Below are 24,274 nucleotides of genomic sequence, written 5' to 3' on the forward strand. Positions count from 1 at the left end.
TAAAGCGAACTTATCCGCCAGGAAAATGGTTTTTCTATGAGCAGATTTTGCAGATTCCTATCTACATAATTTTTAACCCAGATGGCGGTTTGTTAGAATTTTATCAACTAGAAAATGAACGCTATGAGTTAAAGCAACCCGACGAAAATGGTTGTCATTGGGTTGAATTAATGAGTTTGTTTTTGGGAACTTGGCAAGGTACAAAAGAAGCCAGAAGTGGTTATTGGTTGCGTTGGTGGGATACGGCTGGTAATTTGTTACCTTGGGCTGTGGAACAAATTGCACAAGAACGTCAACAAAAAGAACGATTGATTGCTTATTTACAATCTCAGGGTGTTGATCCAAATAATTTACCCTACAAATATTGGGTGGTGCTGATGAGGTTTGTTTGGATCAAGCGATCGCATCTTTTATTCTAGGAAATGCTCTGAGGATTTTGCTATTCGCCTTCATCTATCCATTAAGTGAGTTTAACCAAAAGATAAAGTTTATTTAAATAAGTAAATCCATTAATATATTTAAGGGTTTTGAAATTATAATGGATTGAAATGCGTTTACCTATCATTATCAGTGCCAGTTTGCTGCTATCTGTAAGTCTGAATCTACCAGTAATGTCCCAATCTTCCATAGAGATAGCACAGTCGCCAGAAAATAATAATTTGAATTCCAGACGATTAAAATTTAATCGCAATTTGTGGAATCAGCAAAATATTTCCAACTATCGCTATACCTTTAGCAACGGTTGCTTTTGTATACCAGATGCTAGAGGGCCAGTAGTTATTGAAGTACGTAACGGTCAAACAACTTCTATCACTTCTGTGGCTACCGGTCAACCAGTTGATCCACAATACTTCCAAAAATACAGTACAATTCCCAAGCTTTTTAACCTGATTCAGGACGCTATTGCCCGTCAAGCGTCCAGCTTGAGTGTACGTTATGCTCCTAGCCTTGGCTATCCAACCCAAATCGATATCGATTACAGTAGTCAGATAGCTGATGAAGAACTATATCTCACAATTGAGAATTTTGAGGAAATTCAATAGAGACTAAACCAATTATCAAGGAATAACAATACAAATAGGGTTAAAGGACTAAATCTTGCTCTGGATTTGGTGCTTTAATCCAGATTAACTAATTTTAGCTGGTGCGATCGCTTTAATTATTGAGTATGCAAATATGCAAGTGTGCGGTAAAATCGATGCTTATAACAAGAGTTAATCTCTAATCTGATCAGATATTTTTAATCAAAACTTGTTACAAATCGAAGGATTTTCCTCGCATAGGAAAAGATAATTGTAGAAAAATTCAAGATAAAGTTAAAAATGTCAGTGACCCGGAAAACAGATCGGATTAGTTGAATAACTACCGAAAGTCTGACAGGAAAACCATACTAATGAGAATTTGGGCTACTATTGCTGTGCTAGTTTCTTCTTGGCTAATATCTGGGGTCATAGCTTCTGAGCCGATGAATGGTACTTCTGTTTTGGTAGAAAATATCATATCGTCTCCTGCGCCAACGAATGCGAAACAGATTACTGTCATTAACGCTGAGTTCGGGTTGAAAAGAGTTGACTCTAAAGGTAATATTACCATTTTCCAGACAACAAGAGTGCCACTTCAGGAAGGAAACGCCTACGGATGGCGGATTAAACTCAAAGACTACCAAAGTGAAGTGAAATGGCGCGAAGTTTTGCGTTTACCAAAACCTCCAGAAACTTGGGGTACAGCTAACGGGGAAGATTTTTCAATATCAGCAGACGGCACTACATCTGTGACGCGGCGCACAGAGTCGCCTCAAAACGGTGTGATTGAGAATTTTTGGACGATCGCTCCTGGCGATCCGGTTGGCAAGCATAAAATAGAGGTATATATTGATGACCGTTTGATAGGAACTTTCGAGTTTGAGTTGATTCCAGTCAAGCAGATATGAAAAGGCTTAGGCAGTGGGGACTGGGGGACAAGGAATGCCCAATGTCCAAACTAAGGAGTATCTTAGAGATAGAAGTTTGATTCTTGTTGGGTGGCGATCGTGAATACAGAGGAATTCCTGCGATTGATCGGAAAACAGCGCCCATGTCCTCAGATATTGCCAAAAGCGCTGCAAGCAATGTGGTATGACAAGAAAGGTGATTGGAGCAAAGCTCATGAAATAGTTCAAAATGCCAGCGATGCCGACAGTGCCAGGGTTCATGCTTACCTACACCGCAAAGAAGGAGATTTGAGCAATGCCCATTATTGGTATCAACGCAGTGGTCAGCTAGAGTTTGCAGGAGAGCTAAATCAGGAATGGGAACAAATAACTTCTGTATTGCTGAAGAAGGTCAACGCGACACATGAATGCTGATGAATTGAAACGGCGTTTTGCCGCAGGGGAAAGATATTTTCCAGCAGTCAACTTAAGTAGGGACAAGCTGATTGGAGCCTATTTGCCTGGAATCAATTTATGGGGATCTGACCTGAGTGAAGCTAACCTAGCTAAAGCTAAACTCTGGGGAGCAGATTTGAGTAGAGCTAACTTAGCCAAAGCGAACTTGACTAGAGCGAATTTGAGCGGTGTTAACCTGAATGAAGCGAATCTGCGGGGAGCTAAACTTAACTATGCCAAGTTATATGGAGCAAATCTGACTGGTGCTTACTACGATGAAAGCACTCGCTTTTCTAGAGGTTTTGACCCCATTAGTAACAATATGCGGAAAGTGTGAAGGTGATTGGGGACTGGGTTTCTAATAGTTAACCTGTTCGCTACGTTCACCACCATATTCACTACAACTAAGCAGTATCTTATGAATATTACGAGCAGTAGTGATGAAGATGTACCTATTTTTTCTCATATTAGTGATGGCAATGAATCTGAGAAAAGCAGATTTCCGTTTGATAGAAAGCGATCTGACATCAATCAACATCGTCAAAGCACGACGGTCGAATCCTAGTAACTACAATGCCTATGCTTGATTAATTCGACTGGGATTAATGCCGTTGCGATCGCTTATTTCAGTGTACCTTGCCTCAGCTTATTGCCAGGTTTGTAATTTCCTTGCTGTTTACCTTTTGTTGATTTGAGAAAATTTTGCATTATACAGTAATCCTAAAATCAGTTGTGAAATTAAGAATTATTGCTTTTTTTACTCAGCATTCAGCACTGTTTCAGTAAGGCGTTGTGCATTCCAAAATTGTTCTGCAAATGCAACTGCTGGGTGAATTGGGGATTTAGGCTTAGTTTTAAGTACCATTCCAGCTTCATGAACTAGGCGATCGCCTTTAGTTGAGTTGCACTTCTCGCACGCAGTCACTACGTTATCCCAACGGTGCTGTCCACCTTTGGAACGGGGAATTACATGGTCAAGGGTTAGACGCTTGGTGCTGCCGCAGTATTGGCAGGTATGATTATCTCGTTTCAAAACTTCACGTCGATTCACTGGAGGTACTTTCCAGTGCCGTTCTGGATTACCCACCGTCAAGCGGATATGTTCAGGCACTTGTAGTACGATACTAGGAGAACGGACTTCCCAATGCTTTGTAGTGCCAAAATTTAAAGATTCTGCCTGACCCGTAATTAACAGTACTATTGCTCGTTTGATGTTGACGCGTGCTAGTGGTAAGTAGTTCTTGGAAAACACTACTACCGAATTTTGTAGTATATGTGGTTGCAGACTTGGTGGTTGAGCTTGCATCTAAAAAAACTCCTTAAAAATAACTCCCACCTCTGGTTCTCAGGAGCGGGGGTCAAGCAGTTGAAGTTGATACTTTTTCCACTATATCGGTGTTGCGATCGCTCTACACCTCCCGCTCTGGATTAATTGCTCTGGATTCAGCCAAAGCGCTAACCCTGTCAAAATGCTTTCGTCAACAGATTTACTGTCTAAAAAACTATATGTTCCCTCAAAACCAAACAGCACAATTGCTCTGCCTGAAACCCAGCAATGCACTGCACTATTTAAGTTTAAGAATAATCTGCGGCTCATCGAATTTTTGTAGTACTTGTAGTTAATAGTATTTTTTATATTACACTTATAGTATATATTTGTCCAGTAGCTTGAGGAGATTAGCGTAGCTGGATTGCACCTTTAGTTTTAAGGGAAAGCTTAAAAGGCAACTGATTTGATATAAAAAAAAGAGCCTGACTTAGGCTCTTTAATAAAACAACTACTAATGTAATTGTGACTACTTCACAGTCACCTTACCGCCAGCTTCTTCGATCCGCTTTTTAGCATCTTCAGCAGCATCCTTAGCAATACCTTCCTTAACTGCCTTGGGTGCAGCTTCCACCAAGTCTTTTGCTTCTTTGAGACCAAGACCAGTCAATTCCCGTACAATTTTCAGCACAGCAATCTTCTTATCAGCTTGAACTGATTCTAGAATCACATCAAACTCGGTTTGCTCAACTGCTTCCTCAGCAGGAGCAGCAGCACCAGGAGCCATCATCATCATACCGCCAGCTGGTGCAGCAGCACTCACGCCAAAGGCTTCTTCAATTTGCTTAACTAATTCAGCTGCTTCCAGTAAAGACAGAGCTTTTAGTTGTTCTAAAATTTGATCGGTTGCAGTAGACATTGATATAACTCCTGTAATTTTGATTATTTATTTGTCATAGGTCATTGGTCTTTAACTATAGACTTTTGACTCTTGACTGATGAACCGCTAAGTCTATTCAGTAGCGGTTTCGGTGCTGCCATCTTGTACAGCAACAGTTTCAGCGCTGCCATCTTGTACAGCAACAGTTTCAGCGCTGCCATCTTGTACAGCAACAGTTTCAGCGCTGCCATCTTGTACAGCAACAGTTTCAGCGCTGCCATCTTGTACAGCAACAGTTTCAGCGCTGCCATCTTGTACAGCAACAGTTTCAGCGCTGCCATCTTGTACAGCAACAGTTTCAGCGCTGCCATCTTGTACAGCAACAGTTTCAGCGCTGCCATCTTGTACAGCAACAGTTTCAGCGCCACTATCTTGTACAGCAACAGTTTCAGTGCTGCCATCTTGCTTTTGGTCGGCCACAGCCTGGAAAGCACGAGCCAGTGAACCAGGAACTTCGTTAATACCCACAGCAATCTTGGTAGCCAAAGCATTGATAGCTCCAGCAATTTGCGCTATGAGTTGTTCCTTGGATGGCAAGTCTCCCAAAGCCTTAACATCCGGTTCTTTGAGCAAGCGACCTTCCATGACACCACCACGAAGTTCTGTCTTCTTGGTAGCTTTCTGGAAGTCTTGATATGCCTTAATTGCCGATGAAAAATCTTCTTTAACCAGCAAAAAGGCTGAAGAACCCTTGAGTAATTCCGACATGGGTTGCCATTTTTTATCACCTTCAATGGCAATACCCATCAGAGTATTTTTAGTCACCTTACAAACAGTGCCACTCGGACGCAGCCGCCGCCGCAAGTCAGTAATTTCTGCAACGGTTAGCCCCTGATACTCTATTACCAGTGCCAAAGTTGACTCACTCAAAGTTTCTTTGAGATCAGCTACTATCTCTTTTTTATTTTCTAGTGTTCTACCCATTCCAGTCTCACCTCCTTAAAAAATAGGCGATTTCCCTACTTGTGCGTTTTTTCTAAACCTGAATCAAAACAACAAACCCCAGCTGATTTAGCCGGGGTTGGGTAGTAAAACTCTTGATGCCATAGTTATCACACTTTTACGCATGGTAATTTTGACAATTAGAATTTTCACCTCGGCAGGATATTTAAGCTATTAGCACCTGCTGTCTCCGGCTTTGCTTATTCAATTTCTCAGGGGGACTAAGGTAATTATTTTATTCCCTAATCCCTACTGGCTTTTACGCTGCTTCGCTCAGTTTCAAATCTCGTAGGGCGCTGACATCAACTTTAATCGATGGCCCCATTGTGGCAGCGATATAAAATGTGCGCCAATAACGACCTTTAGCTCCTGAAGGACGGTTACGATCAATTGTCTCCTGCAATGCCTTCAGGTTGACTAACAAATCTTCAGGCGAGAAGGTTGCCTTACCAAACATAACATGGACAATACCAGTTCGATCAGCTCGAAACTCTAATTTACCAGCTTTGAATTCTGCGATCGCACCTGCTAAATCAAATGTCACGGTTCCACCCTTGGGCGATGGCATCAAACCACGCGGCCCAAGCAACTTACCCAGCTTTGCCACCTGTGGCATCACATCGGGTGTGGCAATCAGCTTGTCAAAATCCATCCTACCTTTCTGGATTTCGTCAATCAGTTCTTCTGAACCTACTATATCAGCACCAGCGTTGCTTGCTTCGTTTACTTTTTCGCCTCTAGCTATCACCGCCACCCGAACGATTTGTCCTGTACCTTTGGGCAGTGCTACCGTTGTCCGTAACTGTTGGTCTGTATACTTGGGGTCAATTCCCAATCGGATATGGGCTTCAGCGGCTTCGGCAAATTTAGCTGTTGCTGTGTCTTTCAGAAGGGCTAAAGCCTCTAGGGGTTGATAGTCCTTGTCTTCTACTTTTGCTTGCAGCGTCTGCAAACGACGCGATATTTTTGGCATTTTTTTCTCCTGGGGTAATTCCGAAGCTTCGCCTCTCCCCCGATAATTTTTTAGTTATGAGTACTGAGTTATGAGTGCTGAGTAAAGAGTGCCAAGTAATTATCCTGGACTCTTGACTAATCTGTGATTGTTACACCCATATTCTTAGCTGTTCCTCCCACAATCTTCATTGCCGCGTCTATGTCGTTAGCATTGAGATCGGGCAGTTTCGTTTGGGCTATTTCTTGCAATTGTGCTTTGGTAATTGACCCAACCTTCTTTTTGTTAGGTTCGTTCGATCCTCGTTCGATTTTCGCCGCCTTGCGAATCAGTTCTGATGCTGGTGGCGTCTTGAGTATGAATGTAAAACTCCGGTCTTCAAAAACCGAAATTTCTACAGGTATCACCATTCCAGCTTGATCTGCTGTTTTGGCGTTGTACTCTTTGCAGAACATCATGATATTGACGCCGTGTTGACCCAATGCGGGGCCCACTGGCGGTGCTGGATTGGCTTTTCCAGCATTCAGGGCCAGTTTGATGACCGCTACTATTTTCTTCGCCATTTGTATTTAGCTCTGTTTCTCTACCTGATTAAATTCCAATTCTACTGGTGTATCCCTGCCGAAAATTGAGAGCAAGGCTTTGAGCTTACTCCGTTCTGGAGAGACTTCAATCACTTCGCCTTCAAAGTCTTTAAATGGACCAGAAAGCACCATGATCTTATCACCAGTAGCCATGTCAATTTTGAGAACCGGCTCCTGTTCGCTGGTTTGTTTGAATATTCGTTCGACTTCTGAAGAACTCAGTGGTATGGGGTGCACATGACCTCGACCCTTACTGCTGCTACCACGTTTTTGTTCTGAACCAACAAAATTAATTACATGGGAGGTGTTTCGTACCACCTGCCAAGTATCATCATCCATCATCATCCGTACCAGCACATAGCCAGGGAAAACCTTTTCTTCTGTATGCTGGCGACTGCCATCTTTGCGGATTTTTACCGATGGCGTCTGTGGAATTTCTACCTGGATAATTTTGTCAGCTACATCAAAAGTTTGAATGCGTTGCTCTAAGTTAGTTTTTACACGCTTTTCACAGCCTGAGGCTACTTGCACTGCATACCAGCGTGCTTCTTTTGACGCTGCTTCTGCTGTTTCTGCTGCTTCCTCCGACTGCAACATTGAGTTGCGTGGTTCATCTGTTGCAAAAGTCATCAGAATACCTGTTTTGCTGCCCAAGCAAACAATCCATCGACCAAGTATATCAAAGATGCGGAAAGTGCCACCATTAACAACACAGCGGCGGATTCGCTCACTATCTGCTTCCGACTGGGCCAAACTACTTTGTCAAGTTCTTCTTTGGTTCCCTGTATGAAGTTGCCGAAGCTAAATCCATTTGTGGTTTCTGGCAATTCTGCTTCACTTTTTTTGGCCACGGCCGTTTACCCCCCGTTTATAACTCAATTTTGGATTTTGGATTTTGGATTTTAGATTTACCTTATGCCTTAAGGCAAAGGCGTTTAATTTTAGATTTTGGTTTGTCGATTTTAAATTTCTTCTCAATCCAAAATCCAAAATTCATTCAGGTTTGCAGCTTCGACTCTATTTCACTTACTCAAGCAAAACAACTGCAAATACAATAAGTTTACCCGAAATTATTAGCGCTAACTGCTATATTAGCAGCTGCGTAATTATTTCGGGCTTTGTTTTTTGCTCTTGAGCGCGCCCTGGAGGACTTGAACCCCCGACATCAGGTTTTGGAGACCTGCGTTCTACCAACTGAACTAAGAGCGCACAAGCTGTTTTTGATTTAGTTATTGCGCTGAACTAAATTTCAGTTTAACGCAATATGCGATTTCTATCATACCTCAATTTTGTTTAGAGAACAAGTCTAGCGGCAGATGCCGCTTGAGGCTTGAGATTTCTCCCATACTTTTGAACGACGAATCTACAAAGGGCGGTCAAACCGTTGCTTAATTCGGGTTGCCTTACCGACGCGATCGCGGAGATAATACAACTTAGCACGGCGGACTTTACCGCGACGTAATACCTTGATACTGTCAATCCGGGGAGAATGCAATAAAAACACCCGCTCTACGCCTACACCTTGAAAAACCTTACGGACTGTAATAGTTTCGTTGATGCCGCCATTGCGTCTGGCAATTACTACTCCCTCGTAGGGTTGTACGCGGGATTTTTCGCCTTCCTTGATTTTCACTCCCACTTTTACTGTGTCGCCCACGTAAATTTCGGGCAGATTCGATTTTATCTGTTCTGCTTCAATTGAGCGGATAATCTCTTGAGCGTTCATAGTCTTTCTGTCTACTTAAAAAACTCACAATCATCAATTGTAAATCGATAATCCTATTTCAGTCTACTTGTTAGGATTGATAATTTTACCGATACAACAGCCTAAAGATCAAAGCTATATTGCAGAATGCTGTACCACAGGGGTGAAATTTATGAAATTTAGCGTTGTCATCACTACCTATAATCGCTTGAACTTGCTGCAAAGAGCAATTGATTCGGCTCGTAACCAAACAATTGAGTGTGAGGTGATTGTTGCCGACGACTGTTCATCTGATAATACCCAAATATATCTCAAAAGCTTAGGGGACAACGTTGTTTACCATCGTAACGAGGTGAACCTTGGTCATGCGGCAACGGTAAATGCTGGAGTTGCCAAAGCTAGCGGTGACTGGATTAAGTTTTTAGATGATGATGACTATTTGGCTCCCAACTGCATAGAAGAGATGACTAAGGCGATCGCCCTTCGTCCAAATGCTGTAATCTGCTCTTGTGTCGCGGCTCAGGTGGATAGTAATGAAGTTGAACTCAGTCGCACCCCACAAGTTGGCCCTGGTTTAGCTTTTTATATCCCCCAAGCCGATATTCACTACGGTATGCTCTTAGAGGTTGTACCTTTTGGTACACCTGTACAAGTAGCTTGTCAGCGTGACGCTTTCCTGCAAACTGGTGGTTGGGACTCTACACTTGATGCTAACTGTGATGACATCGATTCGTGGATTCGGATTGCCCAGTTTGGCGATGCCATTTTCTTGAATCAGTGTCTTGCTTATCGGACTATCTGGCCCGGTGCGTATAATCAAAAGTTTTCTTTTTCTCGGCGGTTAGCTACAAATATTTTGATGAAGGAGAAAATTTACGCCTTGGTAGATGACCAACATCGCTCCAAGATTCCTGTCTTTCAGGATATAAAAAATTACCTGAAACTCCATTGGATTTTAGTAGCGTTGAAGCAAAAAAATATCAAGAGTTTTCTTTCAATGATAGATCCGTCTATACTTTCTCCTCGCTCTTGGAAGTTTTTAGTAACTGCTGGATTATCACGCCGTTCTCAGGGGAACAATTCTCAGATTCGTAAACTTATATTGATTGAGTCCTAGCTTTTAAGTGTTGGCGATGGTTTTACGGATTACGCAAAGGGACTTTTATCGAATGTTGTTTTGCAAAAAAAAGGCGGATATTACCCGCCCTTTTTTATGCTTTAAATTAGGCTGCGATGAAATCGCTCGTCGTAATTGTGTTTGCTAGAACGCCGTTTAGGGTCGCCAGTAGCTCGTTTGTTTCTGTGATGCGGATGAGGGTGTTTTTGCCATTTCCCTGGATCGACAGTTGACCGAATATCAGACCACCCGACAGAGCAATTAAATCTGTGCCGTTATTGAAGTCCTGAATCGTATCTGAGCCTTCGCCTGCTGCCAACACGAAGCGATCGCTACCATTACCGCCAAGTAGGATATCCTGACCTTGACCGCCATTTAGCAGGTCATTGCCATTAGCACCACTGAGGCTATCGTTGCTGACCCCACCCAGCAAAATGTCGTTGCCGTTGCCACCGTTGAGGGTATCGTTGCCATTGCCACCGCTAAGGGTGTCGTTCTCATTGTTACCGTTGAGGATGTCTCTACCAGAAGTGCCAGTGAGTGCATCCTTGCCAGTGCCGCCGTCAAATACGCTGAGGTTACTCGCTAATTGGGCACCGATTACAACCGGATCGTGATCTGAGGAGCGATAAGGCGTTGGCTCATAGAGTCCAGGGGGGTTAAATTCCTGGTTGTAATCCAGGATTCTGGGTTCGTCGGCGTTGATATGCCATTCGGTTGCTCCCGTCACCTGGGCACTGAGGCTGGAAGTGCTTAGGGCATGATCCAGTCGTCCAGACTGCCCATCAAAGATAAAGGAGTAGGGGTCTTCGACATATTTGCCGAGTTCATCTAATAGTCCGCCATTTCGCAACACATCAATCGGATCTTCTTCACCATAAGCATTCAGATCCCCCAGGACTAATACATCGCTGTCGCCTGTGGTGGTCTTAAGCTCATTAACAAAGCCAAGCAAGGCTTCTGCCTGCTGAACCCGCGTGAAGTTAAAAGCACCTTGTCCATCGCCCTGGTCTACGTCTAACCCTGTGCCTGTACCAGCCTTTGACTTGAAATGGTTAATTACAGGGGTAAAGGTTTCGCCGTTGGAATTCAGGGCAAAGGTTTGAGCGACGGGTTGGCGATTGTAAACAGTGTCAGGATCGCTGAGGGAAGCACCAACTGGGGTCACTATTCCTGGCTTGTAGATGAAGGCAACTTTAATCTCGTCAGTTCCTACTCCTGTAGCAGGATCACGAATGTAGTCATAGATTTCTGCACCCAAAGATGTATTCAGCCGATCTACCAGTTCTGCGATCGCAGAATTAGCACCATCGCCATCATTTTCGATTTCAATCAGACCCACCACATCGGCATCGAGGGCAGAGATTGCGCTGACAATCTTGGCACTTTGTCGCTCAAACTCTGCTACATTGTCTGCTCCCCGCGAGGTCGGGAAGCCGCCACCCAAGCCGTCGCCATTGAAGTAATTCAGTACGTTAAAGCTAGCAACCTTAACGTTGCCGCCCACCTCATCGGGCGCAGCCGTCCGGGGATTAGAATCGATAAAATTGGGTGTTGCGGTGGGTTGGAGTCGGTAGCTGCCAAATCCGAAGCCCAGTACACCTGTAAGAGATGCAACCGTGCTACCTGCGCGCAGCGTGCCGTCATTTAAGAAGGGAACCGTTACGGGATTTTGGGTGTTGCTGCCATCGTCGAGCAGAATCTGACGCAAGTCGTTTGCGTTTTGTTGTGCTGTCACCGCAGCAACGTTGTTTTCGTCGTTCTCGGTTCCAGTAGTCGGAATATCGGTGGGGTCAATGAAGTTTGTGGGGTTAAACAACCGTCCCTCTGAAGATAGCAACACCTCACCAAACCGACCCAGGTTAAAGGTTTCAGTTACCGTCAAGGTTTCGGGGAATGTGACTAACATTCCCTCATAGCGCTCCAGAACGGTTGTTGCAGTCACAGGTAGATCAAGCACTGTAGGGGCAATTAAGCCTGAACCCACGATGCTCAGTCCACTAATATTGCTGATCTGAGTTTGAGTAAAGCTCTCTCCAACGGTTCCGGTCAGCCGCACGGTTTGACCCACACTTACGTCTGTACTGTTAGGCGCAAAGATAAATATTCCGTCTGAGGTTGCAGTATTGCCATCTCCAACTGCTTCCTGTACAAAAAATCCATTCAGCCCACTGCTACCCTGAAAGTCGCCAACAACTACTGCCTCAATTGCCACTGTCTGCCCGACGAAAGGACTGATTGCACCACTTCCCTGAATTTCGTAAACCTCTCTGAGAGCAACATCGTTGTCAAGGATATTGACGTTGAGGTTAGGAATAGGCGTAAGTGTGTTGGAGTATGTCGGATCAGCACTGCTGGTGATCGTATGGGTAATTACTCCCGTGTGAGGAGATCCTTCGGCATCGAAGTCATTTACTGCTCTGACGGTAATCGTCCTGGAAGTAGCATTTGTCAAGCTTAGGGTGACGGAGTTAAAGAAGTTTATTCCATCCGTACTCACTTGAGTTTCTGCATCTGCGGCGATCGCTACATTTACTGCACCTGTAGGTGTGGTCGTGAGGGCGATCGTGTAGGTATCAGTTGTCTCATTCTGCTCATCCACATCAGTACTGTTGCCAGATTGAACGATGATTACTCCCGCTCCCGCTCCAGTTCCCGGATTAACGGTGTGGTTTCCTAATCCGCCAAAGGTGTCAACAGCAAAGCCGTTCCACTGCACACTCGGATCAAACGCATCGTTGGGATTGCTATCGCCAGTGGTGATACTACTGTTGCGGCGCAAGGTGTTGTCTGCTGTGCTAATTAGACCAGTTCCCCACTCAGTACCGGGGTCAAAGCCAATCTGACCGATTGAATCAAGGAGCATCCCACTAGCGCCGCCTTGCCGTAGCACGATCGCATCATCTCCGTTAAACCAGGCCGCACCGCTTGTTTGGTCTGCCTGCGCCAAAATTGGTGCGCTGGCGCTGCTTTGAGCTAGCACGAACACATCCCCATTTGCCACCGTGCCTGTTAAAGGAATGGTTAATCCTGCCGTGGTGCTGCCATTGAAGTAAAACTGAACCACATAATTTCCAGCAGTTAAATCGATCGTTGCACCAGTGCTGTTGTAAATCTCTAGGGCTTTATTGTTGCTGCTGCCCTCAATGTATTCCGAAAAAAATAATGCCATTGAAATCTCCGTAAAAGTCGCGAATTTAATGTTAGTTGATCAGGTGGACTGAGGCGATCACCCTTCAGTATGAATATCACTCATAAACTCAGTAGAGTTTATGCGCTAAAAACTCTAGTGGTTTTAGGCGATCGCTGGACTAGCAGGTGAATGTTTATTAATTCAAAAGCTTTAATAAGTTGTGGCTAGCAGATCCAATTTGGAAGTTTATCATAGCGACATTAAGGGATTAATATCCTTGGTTTAAACAATACCTTCGCCACAATGCCCTCACTCTAGAAAAGTGGGGCTAATACTTTTTGGTTAAGCAGAAAAGCTATTTGTTGAGGCAAGCTGCTCTTGAGCGGGAAGAGAAAGAATTACTGAACAACAACCCTCTTTTTTCTCCAGCCTAAAGAGCCGATCCGAAAAGTATTGGGGCTATTCCTAACTCAGTACTAATTAGATGTTAGTTTCATCCACGCCAAGGGATTAATAATTCAAGGGATATCAAATATCCCTTTGAGTTTTTAGACGAATGGTTAAATGTGAGATGAAATACATCAATCAAAGTTACTCGGCTCATTTAAGCAAATTTGTGATTGCTGCAACCTCTGTGGCAATGTTCTCGCCAATAGCTTCTGCCTATGCAGCTTTAGGCTTCTCCACCACCATCGCACAAATACCTAGTAATTCCACTGAGCAACAACTTTTAGCTGACAACGAAGTAAAAATACGGAATCGCACCACTATCCAACGGCAAACTGTTACTACAGAAAGCCGCACTCAGGCAAAAGCGAAAAAAACAGGTTTTAGCCTTGCCATTTGGGAACCATCCGGTAGTTTGTCAGAGGTGATTGCTCGCGTTTCTGTCAAGAGTAAACGTAGCAAAAGCTATTTAAAAGAGCGGTTTTTGGGTGATTACAAGTACAAAATTAAGCAAAAAGCAAAATTTGCTAAGGGCTTAAAAGCTGGCGATCGCATTGTCGTGCGATTATATGATATTCAAAACCGCTTTCTTGGCTACAGCGAATTTGAATGTTTGTCGGCAAATACCACAGTTAACCTGATTTTGTCAGCCAAATCTACAGAATATCAAGTTGTTCGTACTGTTTATGGTGTTGATGCTGACCAAAACGGCACTATTGATCGAGGTACTACCACTTACGACTACTTCACCCAGTCCAGCAGCGACCAAAGGGTTAGTTTCCTTAGTAGTTCCCAAACCTTCCAAGCTAGTCAGTTCCAAGTAGAGGAATTGTCAACAGTTGCAGCAACCAGCGTTTATCCCCTCTCTTTTACCCAAGGTGAATTCGCTGTGGTGCGTCAGTCGTCCATTAGCGTTTTTAGTTCCGACTTAGCAGAGGCTTTGCAAGCTACTCCTGGCAGCTTGGTACAGGTGACCGAAGTTAGCGATAACTCTAGCTATGATATCAGCCAACTGCTAATGAATTATCGCCAAGTTGGGATGTCTCGCGCTCTCCAGGTTGGTTTTTCTGATGTTTCCACAGACTACTGGGCCAAAGATTTTATTACCGAATTGGCAGCGATGGAAATTCTCGAAGGTTTTCCTGATGGGACTTTCCGCCCAGATGCACCAGTAACTCGTGCCCAATTTGCGGCAATGCTACGGAAAGCTTTTACAAAGGGGAAAATTCGCCAAGCGATCGCCTTTAAAGATGTCTCAACTCAATTCTGGGCTTATAATGCCATCAGAGAAGTTTATCAAATGGGCTTTTTAAACGCTGTTATTGCCAAGGATTTCAACCCCAGTCAAAGCCTGTCTCGCCTTGATATTCTGGTAGCATTAGCGCAGGGATTAAATTATCAAACCAGTGGTTCCACGGATACAATTTTATCTGTTTACAGTGATGCGACTACTATTCGTCGTGAACATCGCAGTCTAATTGCTGCCTTGACACAACGCGGTATAGTCGTCAACTATCCCAATGTGAACATGCTAAGTGCTGAACGGGTAGCAACCAGGTCTGAAGTGTCTGCTTTGTTATACCAAGCCCTTTCTAGTACCGAAGAGGTAGCAAACATCTCCTCGCAATATGTCGTTGGAGAATCACAACAAGTTGCAGTTGAGGAGCAAACTGAAACTTCGACAGAGGGCGTCAAACCCCGTCGCAATTGCAACCAAGGAATTGGTAATGGTGCTGAGGGCTGTGACCCTGGCAATTCCCGTCCCCACGGTGGCAGTAACGATGAAGGCGGACGTACTCCTGGTAACAAGTAAGACGATTTAAGTTGTAGAGACGCGATTAGTTGCGTCTCTAGCTTGATTAACTGTAAAACTAATTTCCTGACCAGATGAAATCTCTAGCGTATGACCATCTGGGTCTTGAAGGTAAGCCCAGTAACCAACGGGCGGTTCCCAGTCATTTGGCCCAGCCAGCAGTAGCCCTTCTTGGCGTGCCTCATCGCACAGGCGAGTAACTTCCTCACGATTCTGATAAGCTACACCTAGATGGGATTGGGGTAACAGTGCGCCTTGTACTTTAGCTGCTTTAATTAGGACAATCACAAAAGGTCTGGTTAGGTCACTAATCCAAGCAACATCTACTTGAGTCGTTTGATCAGTGCGACGATGTACGACTGTCATCTGGGCATACTTTGCATAAAACGAGATACTTGCATCGACATTAGTAACTGCAAGTGCAATATGAGTAAAACCGAGATCAGACATTAAAAGAACTCCGTGTGTAGACTTGAGCGGACGAATGTAGGTATTGGACTCAGTGCTTACCAAGAAAGCTGACACGATTGATAATGAAGATAGACGTTATCTTCACAAAATTTAAATTTATGTTTTTAACTTGGTTAGACAGCAACTCCTGGCTGCTGGAAATCGGTAGTAAAAGTATACTAATTGACCCTTGGCTAGTTGGTTCGTTAATTTTCAGCAATTTGGATTGGTTGTTTAAAGGTTCGCGATCGCAAAATCGCCCAATACCAGATAATATTGATCTGATCCTCCTGTCTCAGGGTTTAGAAGACCATACTCACCCACCAACGCTTAAATTACTTGATCACAGCATCAAGGTTGTAGCTTCTCCCAATGCTGCCAAGGTAGTACAGCAGTTAGGTTACACCCAGGTAACAACTCTGGCTCATGGTGAAACTTTCACTTTAAATAATCAAGTTGAAATCAAAGCTTTTCCCGGCTCTCCCATTGGCCCCACTTTAGTGGAAAATAGTTATCTCCTCAAAGAATTGGAGAGTGGTTTAACAGTATACTACGAGCCTCACGGGTATCATTCTCCACAACTTAATCAGGCTGCCCCAGTTGATGTGGTGATTACACCATTTGTTGACTTAACGCTGCCTTTGCTTGGGTCGATTATTAAAGGACAAAATAGCGCTTTGGAAGTGGTAAAGTCGTTACAGCCTCAAGTAATATTACCTACAGCCGCCGGTGGAGATGTGGCGTTTGAGGGATTGCTGATGAAATTTATTCAGACGAAAGGAAGTGCTGAGGAATTTCGTTCGTTATTAGAGAAAAATAATCTTTCGACGCGGGTACTTGAGCCGAAACCAGGCGATCGCTTTGAACTACCATTTTAGTGTTCTGTGGAAAATCTTACCAAAAGTAATGAATTATCTAAAGGTTTAAAACAATTGGTAATTAAATTAGTTGGAGTTTAAATTTCCAATAGATAAATACCACCAATTTTACAACTTTGTGACCAGCTTAAACCTATTTCCTTAATTACGAATTACGAATTACGAATTACGAATTATTTGAATCTCCCTGATTACCTCGAATCAAATAGCGTACTTCTTCGAGGAGGATATTAAACCTCTGATCATTTTCTACTTGTCGTTGTTTGAGTAACTCCGTATCCCTTTGACTTTGAGATGCTACTTGCAACAAAGCTTGAACAGTCACTCTCAAGCCATCTACACTATCTCGGACTTCAGCTATACTATCTCGGACTTCAGTTAGACTATCTCGTAGTTCAGTTACACTACCTCGGACTTCAACTACACTATCTCGTATCTCGGACACACTTGAAGCTAACTCATCAAGCATTCCGTCTGTCCAACGTTCAACTGCCATTGTGATTTTGTGTTTTGTTAAATTTATTTTTCTCACTACTTTTTATTTTACCAATCGGCAGGTTAAAAAAGTAATACCATGAGTTTTTGGCTGGGCGATCGCAAATAAGTGTATTTGGCATCAGACTATGGTTCACAATTAATAACATGGACTTGCCAATTATCTACCACGCAGATTACGTTGCCCCATTGCCTGAAGGACATCGTTTTCCGATGTCTAAGTTCCGACAACTCTACGAATTACTGTTAGCTGATAGTGTAGCTAATAAAGAACAATTTCATACCCCCGAACGTCCACCGCTAGAGTTGATAGAGTTAGTCCACACCCCAAACTATGTTAAAGCTTATTGCGAAGGAACCCTAGACTCCAAAGCACAGCGTCGCATTGGTTTGCCTTGGAGTCCAGCATTAGTGAATCGCACTTGTGTAGCGGTAGGTGGTACGATACTCACTGCTAAACTGGCACTAAGTCAAGGTTTAGCTTGTAATACGGCTGGTGGAACTCATCATGCCTTTCCCAGTTATGGATCTGGTTTTTGTATTTTCAACGATTTAGCGATCGCTTGCCGCGTTTTACAAAAAATTGGACTCGTCCAAAAAATCCTAATTGTAGATTTGGATGTACATCAAGGAGACGGCACCGCTTTTATTTTCCAAGACGACGATAGTGTTTTTACTTTTTCCATGCACTGCGAAGTCAATTTCCCTGGTACTAAACAAAACAGTGATTTGGATGTTCCTTTGCCGGTGGGAATGGAGGATGACGCTTATTTACAAACTTTATCGAATTACTTAGCAGATTTATTATCTGAAGTCAAGCCAGATTTAGTATTTTATGATGCAGGTGTTGACCCTCATATAGGCGATCGCTTAGGAAAATTAGCCTTAACCGATGCTGGCATTTTTCGCCGGGAAATGCAGGTTTTGAGTACCTGTATGAGCAGAGGTTATCCTGTAGCTTGCGTCATTGGCGGCGGTTATGCTGATGATATGAAATCCCTAGTTTGGCGACACTCTCTGCTGCATCGCGCCGCCAGTGAAATTTATCAGCAGTACAAACTTTGATGCAGCCGCTTGAGTTTTTTTGATTAATTGATTCTTTGGAAGTTCTTTAGATGAGCAAATTTAGAGAAGCAATAGCAGCAATAATATTGAGTTCATTGTTAGGAATTCCCTTCGTTATATTATCGCTGTGGTATCAGAATCCTCCTGGTTGTGAGCGATTCTGCTTCAGTAAACCATGTCCTCTAAATGCGTGTATGGGTGGAAATTCCTTAACGGCTGGGTTCCCATTCCCAATACTGCATGACGATAATGCTGGCTCACCTGTACACGGCTGGGGAAGAATCGGGGTTGAAGATTTCCAGAATATAAATCTTGGAGTATTTTTATTAGATGCCTTGTTTTACGGTGTCATAATAATCATGCTTGTGGTAATAGCAAAAAGCGTTTTTAGATTCCTAAAACGTTCTAGACGGTTGGGCTAACACTGCCCCAGATTCGTACAAACACTTATAATGAATATCATTATATTGAATCAGGATTGTTATAAATATAGGAATTACACGAAATTTTGAAAAACGAACTGCATTTGCATATCGGACGCAAAATGTCAAAGCCTTTCGTATATTCGTATAGAAGAAGAGTTTAAAGAGTTATTGCGTAAGTTATAAAATAAAAAAACTTTGTGTGTAAAGGCAGTACTGGATGAACAAAGTCAAACTCAGAATCTACGAACTAGCAAAAGAATTAAATTTGGATAGCAAGAAGCTATTAGCAATTTGTCAGCAACTCAACATTGCAGTCAAAAGCCATAACAGCAGTATCTCAGAATCCGAAGCAGAACGCATTCGTGTAGAGGCAAAGAAACTAACAGTAAAATCCTCGAAAATTAAAACAAACTCTGAAGATTGGGGCTATGTATTTATAGCTTCAGCAATTGATAGTTTTATCCGCCATCTTGAAGGTAAAACTGCCCTAGAAGCATATCCCGAATTTAGAGAGCGACGCGATCGCGCCAATGAGTTAATGTATGAATGTGTAGGTAAAAAGCCTTCTCTATTTTATGTACATCGCAAGGGTGCGGGGAAAGAGCCAAGAGAAGAAATTTGGGATTTGACAATAGCAACAGACTGCGATGATTTTCAATTACCCACAATACTTGACAAGCTCAGAAAAACATTAGGATTTAGAGCGGCTGTACAAAAAGATGGACGCGGCGGTTTAAAAATACTATCGGCTCAGTTGCTACAGCCCTCACGGGGACACGCCGATAGCTATGCTGTACCTTGTCGCTTACGTTTGCTCCCTAATCATCAGCATCATCTCGACATTCCGCCGAAGATATTGGCACGTATAGCAGCAGCGCCAGTTTGTGGCGATCATGTGCCTACAGAAGAGCAGCTGAAAGCTTGGAAAGCGTTTTTGCAAATTGAAGAAAAAATCGCAAAAGCGCGTCAATTTTGTGTGCGTTATGTAAGTCATAACTATAACTTTAAAAGGCGGATCAGTTTTGAAATTGATGTAGCCTCAGCCACCCTTGACGGCTTTTATCAAAATTCCCTCGACGTGGAAAACTTTTGGGAGCGAGCAAGACGGACAAAAAACGAAGATTTAAAACTTTTTGAAACTGCTCCCATCGGAAAAAATTGGATTAGCGGCCGCCAACTAGGGACTGTTGAAGATGTTGACCCCAACCGTTGTATTATCAGTCTCAGACTAGAACGCGACTTAGCTGAATATATGGCAGCAGAGCGTTATCAATTACCAGCTACCGGATTCTTGTGTTTTGAGGCAGTTGGTGACATTCAGCAGATTCAGCGCAAGAAAAAAGCTTTGGAAGATTTGAATAATGGTTACACCCAAAATCCATATTTGGGAAACTTTTTGTTCGATGCTTCTCAGGCTAGACAAATCAAAACAACTATCGAACTTCAACCACAAGATTTGTTACTATCTTCTGCTAATCCTGGTCAAAAAGCAGCAGTAGAAAAGGTACTTGCCGCCAAGGATCTTGTTCTTATCCAAGGGCCACCGGGTACTGGTAAAACTACCGTAATTGCCGAGATTTGCTATCAAATTGCCCTTCGCGGTGGACGCACGTTAATTGCATCTCAAGCCAATTTAGCAGTAGATAACGCCCTAAGTCGATTAGTTCATAACCCAGTAATTCGGGCTGTACGCAAGGGGAGAGCCGAGAAAGTTGGGGAAGAAGGACAGCCATTTTTAGAAGACCAAGTGATTGGCAGATGGCTAGAAAATACTGCGGCTGACTGCGAAAATAATCTTACTAAACGGCTCGAAAATATTCAAATTTTCAGTCAATTAGTGGCATCATCACCAAGATTTACAGCTTACTTCCAAGCAGAGGAAGAATTTAATCAGCAACAAAATAAATTCACTAAAAATAAGATAAAAGTAGAGGAAAACTTTAAAAATCAAGAGAAATCTTATAATGAAACTGTAGCAAAACAAAATGAGGTTGAATCCCTAATTGCGGGTATGGGAAACATACTAAATACTGCACCAAATATCAATTGGGAAGCTCCAGAAGTTACAAATTTTTTGCCACTTCTTAAGCCCTACACAGAAGGAAACAGTTTAGTAGAAGAATTTTTAGCAAATATTCGTAAAGCTACTCAATATACTGATGAACTTGGCTTGGTGCGGCCGACGCTTGGTGCTTTTGGTTTAGCGGCTTGGTTGCGTGAAACTGTAGCAACAGAAATTTCTGAGTTTAAAACTGCTTTTAGTTATGCTCAAAATGCAACTGAAATCATGTCGGAAGTTGCAGCGCAGGTACAGGTTGTTAAACAGAATTTCGCCTTATTAAATCAGCTACAACCAGAATATCAGCAATATCTTACCAAACTGCAAAATCTACAGCAAACAATCCAGATATGGCAAAACCGCCAACGGGAAATTGATTATATTATCTCAGCAGTCAAGGAATGGAAATCTACAGCACATTCCCATCTGTATCAAACCTTGAAAGAATGTCATCAATCAGGTTTACCATTAACAGAGAATTTAGTAGATTTACCACTAGGTTTGTTGATGTTTGCTAATACATTAAAGCTAACAATAGTCCCAAATAATTATAATATAAACTTACCAGACTGGGAGCTATTGGCAAAAGCGATCGCTTATGAAATAGAAGGAGGTTTTACTGATAGGCGGGGTAAACAGCATAATTTTAGCTATTTTTTACAACAAAATTTTAGTCAGATTCCAATGGTGCTATCTAAAAGCGATACCTCCGGCGGGCTTTGCGATCGCACCCGATGGCAAGAAATCTATCAACAGTTTAACAATTATCAATTACTCACCCCAAAACAGCGAAAATTACTAGTTGAAAATACCCAGGTTTTTTTAATTAGAATGCAAAAAACCTATGGTGCATCATGGGAATGGAATAACATAGATTCTACTCTTACCCAAATTACACAAGAATTGTTAGATACTATTCTTATAAATGCACGTCAATGCGTTTTAAAAGTAAAAACCGAAACTGAACAACAGCTTCAGAATTTACAACAACTATTAAATGAACTTCAGAAAAATGAAATTAGTCAACAGCAAATATCTATTACTCAAGCTGAGGTAGAAAAAGCACAGCAAGACGCTAATTTGCAACTTGGAAGAGTTATTAATATTTTGCAAGAACTTAATCAACAAAATATACCTGCTCAATTACGCATTCTAACTGAACAATATCTTGCAACACAATCAAATATTTGGGAGCAACCCCAAGAATTCTCAAAGCAAGTGCATTCTTGGGGAAGTTGCATCAGTCAACTTGAAACCTTAATTTCATCATTAGAACCTTTTGCTGTGCTGGAGATAATTAGAAATTCTCTGCATGAGCATTTATCAAAACTAAAACAAGAAACTGAAACTTCTCTACAGCAGCTTCAGAAATTACAAATTAATCTCCGCGAAATAGAACATAAATCACAACCACAACCCTCAGAAAACTTAACAGAGCAAAGAAACTGGTGGTTGACAGAATGGCAAACAATACCGGATAAATTTAAACCAGGAAATTCTGCTGCTGACTTGTTTAATTTAGAGTTATTACGCAGTATGAATACTAATTTTGAGTCTTGGCAACAGCAACTCCAAAAAGACGAAGTTTATCTCAATAAATATCAGAATTTTGTTCAAGATTGGATTGGAAAACTAAGAAATCCAACTGAACGCGATAGCGACGATTTAAGGCGTATATATCTAGATAATGCCAACGTCGTCGGTATCACCTGTGTTCAAGCTGCGAGTAGGGGTTTTTCGGAAGAATTCAAATCTTTTGATGTCGTCATCATTGATGAAGTGAGTAAATGTACTCCTCCAGAGTTACTAATCCCAGCTTTGAAAGGCAAAAAGTTAGTCATGGTAGGCGATCATCGGCAATTACCACCTATGCTTGATACTAGCACTTTAGAAGAAGTTGCTCAAACAATTGGCAATACACGAGACGAACTACAATTCTTAGAAGAATCGCTGTTTAAAAGTCAGTTTGAATCTGCTGATGAAAGCATCAAACAAATGCTAACTACACAATATCGAATGCACCCATTTATTATGGGAGCAATCAACCAGTTTTATGACGGCAAACTAGAATCTGGTATTTTGGAGCCGGACACAAAACGTGCACATCATCTAGCAGGTGAAATCATCCAAGAATCTCACCACATTCTCTGGGTAAAAACGCCTATTGAGAATCAGTTTTTAGAGCAACGAAAGGGAACTTCTTACTTTAATACTCAAGAAATTGATGCGATTGAACGTCTGTGTCAGCAGTTTGAGAATATTTGGGCTTCTAAAGTTGCCAATGGGGAACCAAAAAAAGAAATTGCCGTAATTACGTTTTATGGCGCTCAATTAAGAAAAATCGATGAACGTCTGCAATCTGAACTTTTCCCTTCGCTAGAAATTCGTACTGGTACAGTAGATAGATTTCAAGGTATGGAAAGACCTGTTGTAATTGTAAGTATGGTTCGCAACAACAGTAAAGGAGATGTGGGATTTGCTAAGAAGCCAGAACGGGTAAATGTTGCATTCTCTCGCGCTCAAGAACTCCTGATAATTGTGGGTTGTCATAATTTATTTACCCATCAATCAGGTCAAGTCGGAAGTATGTACTCAGAAGTTTCAAATATTGTAAGTCTTCATGGAGGTTTCGTTGATGTTTCTCGCCTCTTCTACTAAACCTCTTGATGACAATTTTAAGAATTGTATAAGTAGGTATGCAAAAATATTTATGTGATTGCGTACTCCTGTGGAGACGCTACACTCGCAATGACGATGTATATTTAATTTTGCATTACTACTTAGAAGAGATTGAGGCTATCTATTAGGCAAATTAGCCCTTGCCCTTACCCATAATGCCATTCCCTCTTTCTTCTTTAACCGAGAAGTATTTAGATACCATACATTTCTGGAAAAGAGATTGTGGCATGTGTAGTCTAGAGCAAATATCACTTGATGCTCAATTTAGCTCAAGGGGGGTCTAATGATTGATCGCTTAGTGAATCTAATTTTTATCGATTCCTTTGCCCTAGCAATTAACCTGGCGTTTGGTACACTGCTTCGCACTAAAATCTGCAATTATTCATGGGATGGATTTGCAGATGAGCTTTCAACACCAGCAAGCAGTATTAGTTCTTCTGAATTGCCACCATCTTTGGAGGAAGTAGATATAAACACTCCTATTTCATAAAGCCTGCCTGCTATTGTTGTCGAATTACTTTAGTTGACGTTTTGCGTGATTTGCAAAGATTATTAAAATTTAATCTTTGCAAATCAAAAAAATCTGAGAATTGGATTACCTTAAGGCTCTCAACCAGCAAAACACCCATGTTCACACAGGGTTAGCGCGTCTCAAACCCTATTGACAAATCGATTCTATGAGAGTGTTGAGTTAGAGAAAGCCGCCGCCAAAACAGAAACCATATACTGATCATTCATCGCGGCTCGCCGTGACTTTTGGCGAATACTGCGGCGGAAAGATGATTCTCGCCCTAAGGCATTCAGGGCAATGCGACGTAGCTTTAGAATTATTCTGTGGACTGTGCAGAGAACGAATTCGACATTCATCCTCATTGAAAGTGACATCTAATGTCCAATGAACAGAATTTTCAATACCCCAATGCTCGCGCTAACCCTGGCTCATCTCCCTCCCTAAAAA

The 24,274-nt window shown here is 42.4% G+C and carries 24 protein-coding genes, 1 tRNA gene, 2 pseudogenes and 1 other annotated feature (1 of these 28 running past the window's edge); of the genes and pseudogenes, 13 read left to right on the top strand and 14 right to left on the bottom strand.

The annotated features are described in order from the left end of the window. The 6 genes from F8S12_RS11525 to F8S12_RS11550 all read left to right on the top strand — a co-directional run. On the top strand, positions 1 to 419 hold the 3' portion of the coding sequence (locus tag F8S12_RS11525; protein WP_230967954.1) for a Uma2 family endonuclease. The gene continues 301 nt to the left of window position 1, outside the view; the window shows 419 of its 720 coding nt (coding positions 302–720); its start codon lies beyond the left edge, outside the window; the stop codon is at positions 417 to 419. A 129-nt stretch (positions 420 to 548) separates the two neighbouring features. Then, positions 549 to 1,043 carry a DUF6174 domain-containing protein gene (locus F8S12_RS11530; RefSeq protein WP_196516419.1) on the top strand — a complete coding sequence of 165 codons (495 nt, stop codon included), beginning with the start codon at positions 549 to 551 and terminating at the stop codon, positions 1,041 to 1,043. 350 nt (positions 1,044 to 1,393) lie between these two features. Continuing rightward, positions 1,394 to 1,930, top strand: coding sequence for a hypothetical protein (locus F8S12_RS11535; protein WP_196516420.1), 537 nt, complete (start codon positions 1,394 to 1,396; stop codon positions 1,928 to 1,930). A 99-nt stretch (positions 1,931 to 2,029) separates the two neighbouring features. Continuing rightward, positions 2,030 to 2,344: a hypothetical protein gene (locus F8S12_RS11540; RefSeq protein ID WP_196516421.1), complete on the top strand. Its 315-nt coding sequence runs from the start codon at positions 2,030 to 2,032 to the stop codon at positions 2,342 to 2,344. Continuing rightward, positions 2,334 to 2,702, top strand: a complete 369-nt coding sequence (locus F8S12_RS11545) for a pentapeptide repeat-containing protein (RefSeq protein WP_196516422.1) — start codon at positions 2,334 to 2,336, stop codon at positions 2,700 to 2,702. Before F8S12_RS11540 ends, F8S12_RS11545 begins: the two co-directional genes overlap by 11 nt. An 81-nt stretch (positions 2,703 to 2,783) precedes the next feature. Further along, entirely contained in the window at positions 2,784 to 2,930 is a 147-nt protein-coding gene (locus F8S12_RS11550; RefSeq protein WP_196516423.1) for a hypothetical protein, read from the top strand. Between the two features lie 192 nt (positions 2,931 to 3,122). On the opposite strand, the gene F8S12_RS11555 is transcribed toward F8S12_RS11550, so the two are convergent. From F8S12_RS11555 to rplS, 10 genes and pseudogenes are all read right to left on the bottom strand, one after another. Next, positions 3,123 to 3,671, bottom strand: a complete 549-nt coding sequence (locus F8S12_RS11555) for an HNH endonuclease (protein WP_196516424.1) — start codon at positions 3,669 to 3,671, stop codon at positions 3,123 to 3,125. A gap of 81 nt (positions 3,672 to 3,752) precedes the next feature. After that, positions 3,753 to 3,962 (bottom strand): hypothetical protein, encoded by a 210-nt coding sequence (locus F8S12_RS11560; RefSeq protein ID WP_196516425.1) that lies wholly within the window; start codon positions 3,960 to 3,962, stop codon positions 3,753 to 3,755. 199 nt (positions 3,963 to 4,161) lie between these two features. Continuing rightward, the gene (gene rplL, locus F8S12_RS11565) at positions 4,162 to 4,551 is read right to left on the bottom strand and encodes a 50S ribosomal protein L7/L12 (RefSeq protein ID WP_196516426.1); all 390 of its coding nucleotides are present in this window, start codon (positions 4,549 to 4,551) and stop codon (positions 4,162 to 4,164) included. Between the two features lie 399 nt (positions 4,552 to 4,950). Next, positions 4,951 to 5,496, bottom strand: a pseudogene (rplJ, locus tag F8S12_RS11575) (50S ribosomal protein L10); the annotation flags it as partial. 61 nt (positions 5,497 to 5,557) lie between these two features. Beyond that, positions 5,558 to 5,726, bottom strand: a sequence feature (ribosomal protein L10 leader region). Positions 5,727 to 5,773: 47 nt separating this feature from the next. Further along, entirely contained in the window at positions 5,774 to 6,487 is a 714-nt protein-coding gene (rplA, locus tag F8S12_RS11580) for a 50S ribosomal protein L1 (protein ID WP_196516427.1), read from the bottom strand. Between the two features lie 116 nt (positions 6,488 to 6,603). After that, positions 6,604 to 7,029, bottom strand: coding sequence for a 50S ribosomal protein L11 (gene rplK, locus F8S12_RS11585; protein ID WP_196516428.1), 426 nt, complete (start codon positions 7,027 to 7,029; stop codon positions 6,604 to 6,606). Positions 7,030 to 7,035: 6 nt separating this feature from the next. Beyond that, on the bottom strand, positions 7,036 to 7,680 hold the full coding sequence (nusG, locus tag F8S12_RS11590) for a transcription termination/antitermination protein NusG (protein WP_196516429.1): 645 nt from the start codon (positions 7,678 to 7,680) through the stop codon (positions 7,036 to 7,038). Continuing rightward, the gene (gene secE, locus F8S12_RS11595; protein WP_196516430.1) at positions 7,680 to 7,901 is read right to left on the bottom strand and encodes a preprotein translocase subunit SecE; all 222 of its coding nucleotides are present in this window, start codon (positions 7,899 to 7,901) and stop codon (positions 7,680 to 7,682) included. Before secE ends, nusG begins: the two co-directional genes overlap by 1 nt. Before the next feature lie 285 nt (positions 7,902 to 8,186). Then, positions 8,187 to 8,259: transfer RNA gene (locus tag F8S12_RS11600), tRNA-Trp, on the bottom strand. Positions 8,260 to 8,413: 154 nt separating this feature from the next. Continuing rightward, on the bottom strand, positions 8,414 to 8,776 hold the full coding sequence (rplS, locus tag F8S12_RS11605) for a 50S ribosomal protein L19 (protein ID WP_196516431.1): 363 nt from the start codon (positions 8,774 to 8,776) through the stop codon (positions 8,414 to 8,416). 151 nt (positions 8,777 to 8,927) lie between these two features. On the opposite strand from rplS, the gene F8S12_RS11610 reads away from it, so the two are divergent. After that, on the top strand, positions 8,928 to 9,872 hold the full coding sequence (locus tag F8S12_RS11610; RefSeq protein WP_196516432.1) for a glycosyltransferase family 2 protein: 945 nt from the start codon (positions 8,928 to 8,930) through the stop codon (positions 9,870 to 9,872). Positions 9,873 to 9,978: 106 nt separating this feature from the next. Here F8S12_RS11610 and F8S12_RS11615 read toward each other — a convergent pair whose 3' ends face one another. Further along, the gene (locus F8S12_RS11615; RefSeq protein WP_196516433.1) at positions 9,979 to 13,044 is read right to left on the bottom strand and encodes an ExeM/NucH family extracellular endonuclease; all 3,066 of its coding nucleotides are present in this window, start codon (positions 13,042 to 13,044) and stop codon (positions 9,979 to 9,981) included. A 532-nt stretch (positions 13,045 to 13,576) separates the two neighbouring features. Between F8S12_RS11615 and F8S12_RS11620 the strand changes: the two genes are divergently transcribed. Then, a complete protein-coding gene (locus tag F8S12_RS11620) occupies positions 13,577 to 15,265 on the top strand; it encodes an S-layer homology domain-containing protein (protein WP_196516434.1) in 1,689 nt (562 codons plus the stop codon). Positions 15,266 to 15,271: 6 nt separating this feature from the next. On the opposite strand, the gene F8S12_RS11625 is transcribed toward F8S12_RS11620, so the two are convergent. After that, the gene (locus F8S12_RS11625; protein ID WP_196516435.1) at positions 15,272 to 15,715 is read right to left on the bottom strand and encodes a VOC family protein; all 444 of its coding nucleotides are present in this window, start codon (positions 15,713 to 15,715) and stop codon (positions 15,272 to 15,274) included. A 119-nt stretch (positions 15,716 to 15,834) separates the two neighbouring features. Between F8S12_RS11625 and F8S12_RS11630 the strand changes: the two genes are divergently transcribed. Next, entirely contained in the window at positions 15,835 to 16,593 is a 759-nt protein-coding gene (locus F8S12_RS11630; protein WP_196516436.1) for an MBL fold metallo-hydrolase, read from the top strand. Between the two features lie 166 nt (positions 16,594 to 16,759). Here F8S12_RS11630 and F8S12_RS11635 read toward each other — a convergent pair whose 3' ends face one another. Next, complete coding sequence (locus F8S12_RS11635) at positions 16,760 to 17,089, bottom strand: hypothetical protein (RefSeq protein WP_196516437.1); 330 nt, start codon at positions 17,087 to 17,089, stop codon at positions 16,760 to 16,762. Between the two features lie 146 nt (positions 17,090 to 17,235). Between F8S12_RS11635 and F8S12_RS11640 the strand changes: the two genes are divergently transcribed. From F8S12_RS11640 to F8S12_RS11655, 4 genes are all read left to right on the top strand, one after another. Beyond that, positions 17,236 to 18,153 carry a histone deacetylase family protein gene (locus tag F8S12_RS11640; protein ID WP_196516438.1) on the top strand — a complete coding sequence of 306 codons (918 nt, stop codon included), beginning with the start codon at positions 17,236 to 17,238 and terminating at the stop codon, positions 18,151 to 18,153. Between the two features lie 50 nt (positions 18,154 to 18,203). Beyond that, positions 18,204 to 18,575, top strand: a complete 372-nt coding sequence (locus tag F8S12_RS11645; protein WP_196516439.1) for a hypothetical protein — start codon at positions 18,204 to 18,206, stop codon at positions 18,573 to 18,575. Between the two features lie 220 nt (positions 18,576 to 18,795). Further along, positions 18,796 to 23,295, top strand: a complete 4,500-nt coding sequence (locus F8S12_RS11650; RefSeq protein ID WP_196516440.1) for a translation initiation factor IF-2 N-terminal domain-containing protein — start codon at positions 18,796 to 18,798, stop codon at positions 23,293 to 23,295. Between the two features lie 304 nt (positions 23,296 to 23,599). Then, positions 23,600 to 23,806 carry a hypothetical protein gene (locus F8S12_RS11655; RefSeq protein ID WP_196516441.1) on the top strand — a complete coding sequence of 69 codons (207 nt, stop codon included), beginning with the start codon at positions 23,600 to 23,602 and terminating at the stop codon, positions 23,804 to 23,806. Between the two features lie 185 nt (positions 23,807 to 23,991). Here F8S12_RS11655 and F8S12_RS11660 read toward each other — a convergent pair. Continuing rightward, a pseudogene (locus F8S12_RS11660) lies at positions 23,992 to 24,244 on the bottom strand (transposase); the annotation flags it as partial. Positions 24,245 to 24,274: the final 30 nt, after the last annotated feature.

The organism is Nostoc sp. WHI (assembly GCF_015714725.1).
GTDB lineage: Bacteria > Cyanobacteriota > Cyanobacteriia > Cyanobacteriales > Nostocaceae > Nostoc.